Source organism: Anaerobacterium chartisolvens, from assembly GCF_003337415.1.
In the GTDB taxonomy this organism is placed as follows: domain Bacteria; phylum Bacillota; class Clostridia; order Acetivibrionales; family DSM-27016; genus Anaerobacterium; species Anaerobacterium chartisolvens.
Map to the genome: position 1 here is coordinate 77555 of NZ_QPJT01000020.1, position 8901 is coordinate 86455.

Annotated in this window: 16 protein-coding genes, 2 rRNA genes and 1 pseudogene; all 19 read right to left on the bottom strand. The window is 40.7% G+C overall.

The window, feature by feature from the left end:
* Positions 1-2: 2 nt before the first annotated feature.
* Positions 3-554, bottom strand: coding sequence for a 50S ribosomal protein L6 (rplF, locus tag DFR58_RS15915; RefSeq protein WP_114298842.1), 552 nt, complete (start codon positions 552-554; stop codon positions 3-5).
* A 107-nt stretch (positions 555-661) separates the two neighbouring features.
* Positions 662-1060, bottom strand: a complete 399-nt coding sequence (gene rpsH / locus DFR58_RS15920; RefSeq protein WP_114298843.1) for a 30S ribosomal protein S8 — start codon at positions 1058-1060, stop codon at positions 662-664.
* 28 nt (positions 1061-1088) lie between these two features.
* Complete coding sequence (locus tag DFR58_RS15925; RefSeq protein ID WP_114298844.1) at positions 1089-1274, bottom strand: type Z 30S ribosomal protein S14; 186 nt, start codon at positions 1272-1274, stop codon at positions 1089-1091.
* Positions 1275-1288: 14 nt separating this feature from the next.
* Positions 1289-1831 (bottom strand): 50S ribosomal protein L5, encoded by a 543-nt coding sequence (gene rplE / locus DFR58_RS15930; protein WP_114298845.1) that lies wholly within the window; start codon positions 1829-1831, stop codon positions 1289-1291.
* A gap of 31 nt (positions 1832-1862) precedes the next feature.
* Positions 1863-2213: a 50S ribosomal protein L24 gene (gene rplX / locus DFR58_RS15935; protein WP_114298846.1), complete on the bottom strand. Its 351-nt coding sequence runs from the start codon at positions 2211-2213 to the stop codon at positions 1863-1865.
* A gap of 34 nt (positions 2214-2247) precedes the next feature.
* Positions 2248-2616, bottom strand: a complete 369-nt coding sequence (gene rplN, locus DFR58_RS15940) for a 50S ribosomal protein L14 (protein WP_114298847.1) — start codon at positions 2614-2616, stop codon at positions 2248-2250.
* Between the two features lie 34 nt (positions 2617-2650).
* The gene (gene rpsQ, locus DFR58_RS15945; RefSeq protein ID WP_114298848.1) at positions 2651-2908 is read right to left on the bottom strand and encodes a 30S ribosomal protein S17; all 258 of its coding nucleotides are present in this window, start codon (positions 2906-2908) and stop codon (positions 2651-2653) included.
* Positions 2909-2939: 31 nt separating this feature from the next.
* Positions 2940-3137: a 50S ribosomal protein L29 gene (gene rpmC, locus DFR58_RS15950; RefSeq protein WP_114298849.1), complete on the bottom strand. Its 198-nt coding sequence runs from the start codon at positions 3135-3137 to the stop codon at positions 2940-2942.
* Entirely contained in the window at positions 3127-3564 is a 438-nt protein-coding gene (gene rplP, locus DFR58_RS15955; RefSeq protein ID WP_114298850.1) for a 50S ribosomal protein L16, read from the bottom strand. The genes rpmC and rplP overlap by 11 nt, the downstream gene beginning before the upstream one ends.
* Positions 3564-4232 carry a 30S ribosomal protein S3 gene (gene rpsC / locus DFR58_RS15960; protein WP_114298851.1) on the bottom strand — a complete coding sequence of 223 codons (669 nt, stop codon included), beginning with the start codon at positions 4230-4232 and terminating at the stop codon, positions 3564-3566. Before rpsC ends, rplP begins: the two co-directional genes overlap by 1 nt.
* A gap of 19 nt (positions 4233-4251) precedes the next feature.
* Complete coding sequence (gene rplV, locus DFR58_RS15965; RefSeq protein WP_479722749.1) at positions 4252-4596, bottom strand: 50S ribosomal protein L22; 345 nt, start codon at positions 4594-4596, stop codon at positions 4252-4254.
* Between the two features lie 224 nt (positions 4597-4820).
* A complete protein-coding gene (rpsS, locus tag DFR58_RS15970) occupies positions 4821-5105 on the bottom strand; it encodes a 30S ribosomal protein S19 (protein WP_114298853.1) in 285 nt (94 codons plus the stop codon).
* Between the two features lie 38 nt (positions 5106-5143).
* Positions 5144-5977 (bottom strand): 50S ribosomal protein L2, encoded by an 834-nt coding sequence (gene rplB / locus DFR58_RS15975; RefSeq protein ID WP_114298854.1) that lies wholly within the window; start codon positions 5975-5977, stop codon positions 5144-5146.
* A gap of 141 nt (positions 5978-6118) precedes the next feature.
* Positions 6119-6382: pseudogene (rplW, locus tag DFR58_RS15980) on the bottom strand (50S ribosomal protein L23); the annotation flags it as partial.
* Entirely contained in the window at positions 6382-7005 is a 624-nt protein-coding gene (rplD, locus tag DFR58_RS15985; RefSeq protein WP_114298856.1) for a 50S ribosomal protein L4, read from the bottom strand. The pseudogene rplW and the gene rplD, both read right to left, overlap by 1 nt.
* Positions 7006-7029: 24 nt before the next feature.
* A complete protein-coding gene (gene rplC, locus DFR58_RS15990) occupies positions 7030-7668 on the bottom strand; it encodes a 50S ribosomal protein L3 (protein ID WP_114298857.1) in 639 nt (212 codons plus the stop codon).
* Between the two features lie 132 nt (positions 7669-7800).
* Entirely contained in the window at positions 7801-8112 is a 312-nt protein-coding gene (gene rpsJ, locus DFR58_RS15995) for a 30S ribosomal protein S10 (protein ID WP_038289980.1), read from the bottom strand.
* A 403-nt stretch (positions 8113-8515) separates the two neighbouring features.
* Positions 8516-8632, bottom strand: a 5S ribosomal RNA gene (gene rrf, locus DFR58_RS16005).
* 188 nt (positions 8633-8820) lie between these two features.
* A 23S ribosomal RNA gene (locus DFR58_RS16010) occupies positions 8821-8901 on the bottom strand; the annotation flags it as partial.

An 8901-nucleotide genomic window follows, 5' to 3' on the forward strand; every position in this document is an offset into this window, starting at 1 on the left:
TCCTACTTCTTGCCTTTGCCGCCTGTCTTACCTTCCTTGCGCCTGATTACCTCAGTCTCATACTTAATACCCTTGCCCTTGTATACCTCAGGCTCACGCTTGCCTCTTATTTTAGCCGCAAGCTCGCCTACAGCCTGCTTGTCAATTCCCTTTACGATGATTTTGTTTTGAGCAGGAACCTCAATGGTAATGTCTGCGGGCTCTTCCATTTCTACAGGGTGCGAGTATCCAAGTGTAAGGACAAGCTTCTTACCCTGCTTGGCAGCTCTATATCCAACACCGTTAATATCAAGTGCCTTCTGGAAGCCATCAGTAACTCCTACAACCATATTGTTTACAAGAGTCCTTGTCAAACCATGCAAAGACTTATGCATCTTCTCCTCCGAAGGCCTTTGAACGGTTATATTTCCATTTTCCAATGTTATTATCATATCCTTATGAAGCTGTTTTGTCAAAGTGCCTTTAGGCCCTTTTACAGCTACCAGATTGGATTGATCTATTTTTACATCTACTCCCTTGGGAACAGGTATAGGCATTTTACCTATTCTAGACATTTTGTAATCCTCCAGTTCTTCAAATTATGAGCAGTCTGTCTTAAAGGCCGCCCTTTTCAGAAGCATATATTAATTTTGTAATTTAATCTCGTTAAAACCTTGATTTATTACCAGACGAAAGCGAGCACTTCTCCGCCCACACCTTCGCATCTGGCCTTTTTATCTGTCATAACTCCCTTTGAAGTGGATATAACCGCTATACCCAATCCTCCGAGAACCTTAGGGATCTCATCCTTGCCGGTATACACTCTTAATCCGGGCTTACTGATTCTCTTAATGCCCGTTATTACATTCTGCTTACCTGCCGTATATTTCAAGTTTACTCTTATTATTCCCTGCTTACCGTCCTTAATTTCTTCTATGCCTCTTATATATCCTTCTTCTAATAAAATATTTGCGACTGACCTCTTCATATTAGAAGCTGGTATATCTACAGATTCGTGTTTTGCAGAACTAGCATTTCTTATTCTGGTCAACATATCAGCTATTGCATCTGTGATTTGCATATGTCTAACCTCCTTCCAGTAAATTCTATTACCAACTTGCTTTCTTTACGCCAGGTATCTGGCCTTTATAAGCCAATTCCCTAAAGCACAAACGGCATATCCCGAACTTTCTGATATAAGCATGGGGCCTGCCACACAGCTTGCACCTGTTATATGCTCTGGTGGTGAACTTTGGCTGTCTTTTCTGTTTTAAAATCATTGCTTTCTTCGCCACGGATAAATCCCTCCTTAACTCCGGCTAAACGGCATACCGAGAAGCTTTAGAAGCTCTTTCGCTTCTTCGTCTGTTTTTGCTGTTGTAACAAATATAATATCCATTCCTCTTACTTTGTCTACCTTATCATATTCTATTTCAGGAAAAATAACCTGCTCTTTTATTCCTAAAGAATAGTTGCCTCTTCCATCAAAAGAATTATTTGAAACCCCTCTGAAGTCTCTAACCTTGGGCAATGCAATATTAAAAAATTTGTCTACAAACTCGTACATTCTTTCTCCGCGCAGAGTAACCTTGCATCCTATGTTCATTCCCTGCCTGAGCTTAAACGCTGCCACAGACTTTTTAGCCTTTGTTACTATAGGCTTTTGCCCTGTTATTGAAGTAAGATCACTAACTGCCGAATCCATAGCCTTGGGGTTTTCTTTTACTTCCCCTACACCCATATTGATAACTACCTTTTCCAATTTGGGAACCTGCATGGTGCTTGTATATTTAAACTTGGCCTTTAATGCCTCTATGACCTCACTTGTGTATCTGTCTTTCAATCTAGCCATCTTAAAAAGCTACCTCCTTTCAAAAAGAGTCCTATTTATCATCTTTCGCTTCCTTGATAATGTCAATAACTTCGTTGCACTTCTTGCATATCCTTGCTTTCTGCCCATTATCAAGTACTCTCTTTCCTATCTTTGCAGGCGTTCCGCACCTTTCGCAAACAAACATAACCTTTGCGCTGTTTATAGGCGACTCCTGATGAATTATTCCTCCCTGCTGATATCTGTTTCTGGGCTTAACATGCTTTGTAGACATATTTACGCCTTCTATCAAAACCATTGATTCATCAGTAATAACTTTTAGTACCTTTCCTTTTTTTCCTTTGTCTTTACCGGAAAGGACATAAACCATATCACCCTTTTTAACGTGAACCTTATTAGCCACTTAAGCCACTCCTTTCTTTATGAAGACCCTTTCCCTATAACACTTCCGGCGCAAGAGACAGTATCTTCATAAATTCCTTATCTCTCAATTCTCTGGCAACAGGCCCGAAAATACGTGTGCCTCTGGGATTATTGTCTTCCTTTATTATAACTGCCGCATTTTCATCAAACTTTATATATGAACCGTCTTGACGTCTGACACCCTTTCTGGTTCTTACAATAACACATTTCACTACGTCACCTTTTTTTACAACACCACCGGGTGTTGCATTTTTGACCGAAGCAACAATTATGTCGCCTATGTTTGCATATTTTCTCCACGAGCCTCCAAGAACCTTTATACACATTATTTCCTTAGCTCCTGTGTTATCTGCAACCTTAAGCCTTGACTGCACTTGAATCATGTCCAAACCTCCTTTCGATTATTACCTCTTAAGGTTATTGCACCTTTTCAACAACTTCAACTAGTCTCCATCTCTTTTCTTTACTTAAGGGACGAGTCTCCATAACTTTAACCTTATCGCCTATCTGGCACTCATTATTCTCATCATGTGCTTTCAGCTTATATGTCCTTTTAACAATCTTACCGTACAAAGGATGCTTAACGCTGTTTTCTATGGCAACAACAATTGTTTTATCCATTTTATTGCTTACAACCTTGCCAACTCTTGTTTTACGCAAATTTCTCTGTTCCATTTAAGATTACCTCCTTCCAGGCTGACTAACCTTAAGTCCCCTTCAATTCCCTTTCCTTCATTATGGTCCTTACGCGGGCAATTGATTTCTTTACATCCTTTAGCTTCATGGGGTTTTCAAGCTGGTTTGTAGCAAGCTGAAATCTTAACTTAAAAAGCTCAGATTTTAATTCACCTAACTCCTTTTGCAATTCACTCTGTGATTTTTCTCTGATTTCACTAGCTTTCATTTGCTTCACCACCCATTTCCTGATCGCGAGTTACAAATTTACATTTAACAGGAAGCTTATGCATAGCAAGCCTTAACGCTTCTCTGGCTGTTTCTTCAGGAACACCCGCAATTTCAAATAATATTCTACCTGGTTTCACTACAGCTACCCAATACTCCGGAGACCCCTTTCCGCTACCCATACGGGTTTCAGCAGGTTTTTTCGTTACCGGCTTATCAGGAAATATTTTTATCCAAACCTTACCGCCTCTTTTGATAAAACGTGTCATAGCTATTCTGGCAGCCTCAATTTGATTGCTTGTTATCCAAGCGGGTTCAGTGGCCTGCAAACCGAACTCTCCGTTTACGACAACATTTCCCCTTGTCGCAACACCTCTCATTCTGCCCCTCTGAACCTTCCTGCGCTTTACTCTTTTAGGCATCAACATTATGCTTCTCCTCCTTCCGCTCTTTTTTGCTTCTTAACAGCCGGAAGAACTTCTCCTTTATAAATCCACACCTTTACACCTATTTTACCATAGGTAGTATCAGCTTCTGCAAAACCATAATCTATGTCAGCTCTCAATGTCTGCAAAGGAATAGTTCCTTCATGATAGTGCTCTGTCCTTGCAATCTCAGCACCTCCCAAACGGCCTGAAACACAAGTCTTTATACCCTTTGCTCCAAGCTTCATTGCCCTGGTCATGGACTGCTTCATTGCCCTTCTGAATGATATCCTTTTTTCAAGCTGCGACGCTATGTTCTCAGCAACCAACTGGGCTTCCACCTCAGGCGATTTTATTTCAGTAATATTAATGAGAACACCCTTTTGAGTCATTTTTTCAAGCGCTTTTCTTATTTCCTCAATGCCCGTGCCGCCCTTGCCTATTACTAATCCCGGCTTTGCGGTATTGATATTAACCTTTACCTTATTTGCAGCTCTTTCTATTTCAATTCTGGATATCCCTGAAATATAAAGCTTTTTCTTTATATATTTTCTTATTTTAACGTCTTCCACCAGCAGTTCGCTAAAATTTTTATCATTGGCATACCATTTGGTATCCCAATCCTTAATTATGCCTATCCTTAACCCATGCGGATTTACTTTTTGGCCCATTGCTCAACCTCCTTTTCTTTTACTTTTTTTCCTTTAGCACCAGTGTAATATGGCTGGTTCTTTTTCTTATCCTGTTAGCCCTTCCCTGTGCTCTGGGCATTATTCTTTTTAACGTAGGCCCTTGATTGGCATAAGCCTCCGATACATAAAGCACATCTCTGTCCAGTCCGTTATTGTTTAAGGCATTGGATTCAGCGGATTTCAGAAGCTTGTACAAAATCTCTGAAGCAGCTTTAGGAGTATGCTTTACTATTCCGTATGCCTCCTCAAGATTCTTGCCCTTTATCAAATCCATAACGATTTTTACTTTCCTTGATGAAATACGTGCATATTTAAGTATTGCCTTACCTTCATCTTTTCCAATACCCAGCGCTTTTTTCTCCTTCTTTGTGAGCAAAGCCGGCTTGTTGTATCTTCTATGTTCAGAGTTATATGCCTCTAATATTTTATCCTTGTTTTTAAGAAGCTCTTCTTTAGATAAAACCTTCTTTTCCAAATGGATTTCCTCCTTTCATTGCCCTCATCTCTGTTATGACAGCTTACTGTACAGTTGTCGCAACCACAAATAAGCTCTTTTGCAGGCATTTGTTATTTTAACGCAGATGACCTTTCGGTGTGGTGTCCATGTCCCTTAAATGTTCTTGTAGGAGCAAACTCACCAAGCTTATGCCCAACCATGTCCTCCGTCATGTAAACAGGTACATGCTTTTTTCCGTCATAAACCGCAAGTGTATGTCCAACCATCTGCGGAAAAATTGTTGACGATCTGGACCAGGTCTTTAAAACCTTTTTTTCATTTGTCTTATTCATATCTTCTATTTTTTTAAGAAGACGCGGATCCACATAAGGACCTTTTTTTACCGATCTGCTCATTATTCCTAATCCTCCTTTCGCCATAACCAAGACAGGTACTATTTCTGATTCCTTCTCTTGACTATAAACTTATCCGATTTATTCTTCTTCTTCCTTGTCTTATAACCCAATGTAGGCATACCCCATGGAGTAACAGGACTTGGCCTTCCTATAGGGGATTTACCCTCACCGCCTCCATGCGGATGATCAACCGGATTCATAACAACACCACGCACAGTCGGCCTTACACCCATCCATCTCTTTCTGCCGGCCTTACCTATAGAAATATTTTCATGATCCACATTGCTTACCTGGCCTATAGAAGCCTTGCAGTTTACTCTGAACAGCCTTACCTCTCCGGAAGGAAGTCTTATATGCGCATAATCTCCTTCTTTAGCCATCAACTGAGCGGAATTTCCTGCGGATCTAACTATCTGCGCGCCCTTACCCGGCTTTAACTCAATATTGTGGATGGTAGTACCAACAGGTATATGCATAAGCTGGAGCGTATTTCCCGGCTTGATATCGGCATTTTCTCCCGACTCAACTATGTCCCCCACCTTAAGATTTACAGGAGCCAGAATATATCTTTTTTCTCCGTCTACATACTGGAGAAGTGCAATGTTTGCAGTCCTGTTAGGATCATATTCTATGGCAACAACCTTTGATTTAATACCATCCTTGTCTCTCTTAAAATCTATTATTCTATATTTCTGCTTTGCACCGCCGCCCTGATGACGGACAGTTATCCTGCCGTATGAATTTCTTCCTCCCTTTTTCTTTAAAGGCTGCAGCAATGACTTCTCAGGCTCTTTTTTCGTTATATCCTCAAAAGTCGAAACTGTCATAAACCTTCTTGAGGGAGTAGTAGGGTTATACTTTTTAATTCCCATTTTCCTCTCACTCCTTTTCCAATATATAGGGGTCATTCTTCACAGATTTGCCTACTGTGCAACACCGAACTCCTCTATACTTGTCTTGTATTTCTTATTATTGATCACTTCTTTTCCGCCTTTTGTCAGATATGCTGCCGGCTTTGGATCTGTATCTATCTTAACTATAGCTTTTTTCCAATCTGGCCTGGGTCCCTGATGAACACCCATTCTCTTTATTTTTCCATCATAATTTATTGTGTTCACTTGAATAACCTTTACCTGAAACAGCTTCTCTACAGCCATCTTTACTTCTGTCTTTGTGGCTTTGGAATCCACTATAAAAGTGTACTTGCCTTCGGCAATCTGGCCATTGCTCTTTTCAGTAACATATGGCTTTCTAATAATATCCTCAGGAGCTCTCATTATGCGTACACCTCCTCTATCTTCGCAACAGCATCCTTAGTAACGACAAGCTTCTCATACTTCAAAATGTCAAAAACATTTATGGTATTTACGAGAGCAGTTTTTACACCGGGAATATTTCTTGCAGACTTCTGAATTATATCGCTTTTTTCAGATGTCACAATCAAAACACTGTCGTCAAGCTTCAGGTTTTTAAGAACGCCTGCCATCTCCTTGGTCTTTATAGCCTCAAAACCGAGCTTATCCAGCACCAAAACATCGCTGTCGTTTACCTTGGAGGTTAAAGCTGATTTTAATGCCAGCCTCTTCAGCTTTTTAGGCAGTGTATAAGAATAGCTCCGCGGCTTAGGCCCTAAAACTATTCCGCCCTTTATCCACTGTGCCGAACGTGTGCTTCCCTGTCTCGCCCTGCCCGTACCCTTTTGTCTCCACGGCTTTTTACCGCCGCCTCTTACTTCGCTCTTGGTTTTTGTAGACTGGGTACCCTGTCTTCTATTTGCAAGCTGATTTATTACTACAGTATGCATGGCATTAGGCTTTACCTCTATGCCAAAAATGCCTTCGCTTAAATCAACATCCCCTACTACTTCGCCTTTCATATTATATAAATCTAATTTTGGCATTTCATTTCCTCCCTTCATCAGAATTTACTTTCCGGACTTAACAGTGCTCTTTATCACCAGCAATGCGCCCTTAGGTCCCGGAACCCCGCCTTTAATAAGTAAGAGCTTTCTCTCAGAATCCACTTTTACAACATCAAGATTCTGAACAGTTACTTTATCAACACCCATATGTCCAGGCAGCTTTTTGCCTTTAAATACCCTGGCAGGATTTGTGTTGGCACTCATGGAACCTACTCTTCTATGGTACATGGAGCCATGTGTTTCTTTACCGCCCTTTTGTCCATATCTCTTAATGGTACCCTGAAAGCCTTTTCCTTTGGAGATACCGCTTACGTCAATCTTATCTCCCTCTTGAAACATATCCTCAACTTTTATTTCCTGTCCAACCTCAAATACTTCACTGGCTTCAACTCTGAATTCCCTTAAATATTTTCTTGGTGACACCTTTACTTTTGAAAACAACCCTTTCTCAGGTTTATTCAATTTTCTCTCAGGCACTTCCTTAAATCCAACCTTTACAGAGCTGTATCCGTCGGAATCCACCGTTTTTCTCTGAACCACAGTGCAAGGCCCTGCCTCAACTACAGTAACGGGTATCACTATACCGTTTTCACCAAATATCTGCGTCATACCTATCTTAGTTCCAAGTATGAACTTGCCCATTTCTATTTCCCTCCTCATAAGGTACGGGGACAAACATTATCCCTTTATCATTGGTTCACAGGACTTCCCATGAACTTGAACCTCTACTTAATTACTTTAATTTTAAACTTTGCAATAGATTGTTTTACAAAACTACAGCTTGATTTCAATATCCACACCCGCAGGCAGATCCAATCTCATCAAAGCATCAACAGTTTTAGGCGTAGGCAAGAGAATATCTATGAGCCTCTTGTGAGTCCTCATTTCAAATTGCTCTCTGGAATCCTTATACTTATGCGGTGCCCTCAGTATCGTTATTATCTCCTTTTCAGTAGGAAGCGGAACCGGCCCCGAAACCTTTGCCCCAGTCCTTTTGGCAGTCTCGACAATCTTTTCGGCTGATTGGTCAAGAACCTGATGATCAAAGGCTTTTAACCTAATTCTGATTTTCTGTTTGTTTGCCATACATAAACCTCCTCGTACGTTTTAATTTTGTTACGTACAACAAGTTTAATCTGTACACTATGCCGGGTGTTTCACACTATGCTATATAAAAACCCAGGTGAACATTTATAGCCTTTTGGGCAAAGCGTAACCTGGGCTGTACTTACTAATATAATACACACGTAAAATATATACCTGCATATTGCAAAATGTACAGTGACTTGTCGCCCGGTTTCTAGAATCGGACATTCTCCACGAAAGTTCCCCACCGCTTACGAAAACTGCGTTTTCAGGATGGCAATCTCCCATTTCATCGTATGCCACGTCACAACATTCAATATTCTACTATAAATATTGAATTAATGCAAGCATTTTTTTTATAAAAACAGGCCTCCGTGCTTTAATGCACGGAGGCCTGATATAAATCTGGCAGAGACCTGCTTTCCCGGGCCGTCACCAGCCAAGTATCATCGGCACTGAGAAGCTTAACTGCCGTGTTCGGTATGGGAACGGGTGTGTCCTTCTCGTAATATCTACCAGAAAATTTAATCAGCTAAAAGCAATATATGTGCTTCTTCGCCAACTATTTAACGTATTCAATTAAGGCAACAATACCATGTACCCTCAAAACTACACAATGCAAGCATATCATACTCAATTCGCTAGAAGACTGGATTATATTCATCAGACTATGCTTTAAAGACCTTCTCTATACTACTTCCTGTTCATTTGGTCAAGCCCTCGACCTATTAGTACCGGTCAGCTGAGTGCATTACTGCACTTACACACCCGGCCTATCTACCATGTAGT

Bases quoted from the DNA above. Each gene is read 5' to 3' on its own strand.
- rplF (WP_114298842.1), bottom strand. From the start codon at position 554: ATGTCTAGAATAGGTAAAATGCCTATACCTGTTCCCAAGGGAGTAGAT.
- rpsH (WP_114298843.1), bottom strand. From the start codon at position 1,060: ATGCAAATCACAGATGCAATAGCTGATATGTTGACCAGAATAAGAAAT.
- rplE (WP_114298845.1), bottom strand. From the start codon at position 1,831: ATGGCTAGATTGAAAGACAGATACACAAGTGAGGTCATAGAGGCATTA.
- rplN (WP_114298847.1), bottom strand. From the start codon at position 2,616: ATGATTCAAGTGCAGTCAAGGCTTAAGGTTGCAGATAACACAGGAGCT.
- rpsQ (WP_114298848.1), bottom strand. From the start codon at position 2,908: ATGGAACAGAGAAATTTGCGTAAAACAAGAGTTGGCAAGGTTGTAAGC.
- rpmC (WP_114298849.1), bottom strand. From the start codon at position 3,137: ATGAAAGCTAGTGAAATCAGAGAAAAATCACAGAGTGAATTGCAAAAG.
- rplP (WP_114298850.1), bottom strand. From the start codon at position 3,564: ATGTTGATGCCTAAAAGAGTAAAGCGCAGGAAGGTTCAGAGGGGCAGA.
- rpsC (WP_114298851.1), bottom strand. From the start codon at position 4,232: ATGGGCCAAAAAGTAAATCCGCATGGGTTAAGGATAGGCATAATTAAG.
- rpsS (WP_114298853.1), bottom strand. From the start codon at position 5,105: ATGAGCAGATCGGTAAAAAAAGGTCCTTATGTGGATCCGCGTCTTCTT.
- rplB (WP_114298854.1), bottom strand. From the start codon at position 5,977: ATGGGAATTAAAAAGTATAACCCTACTACTCCCTCAAGAAGGTTTATG.
- rplD (WP_114298856.1), bottom strand. From the start codon at position 7,005: ATGCCAAAATTAGATTTATATAATATGAAAGGCGAAGTAGTAGGGGAT.
- rplC (WP_114298857.1), bottom strand. From the start codon at position 7,668: ATGGGCAAGTTCATACTTGGAACTAAGATAGGTATGACGCAGATATTT.
- rpsJ (WP_038289980.1), bottom strand. From the start codon at position 8,112: ATGGCAAACAAACAGAAAATCAGAATTAGGTTAAAAGCCTTTGATCAT.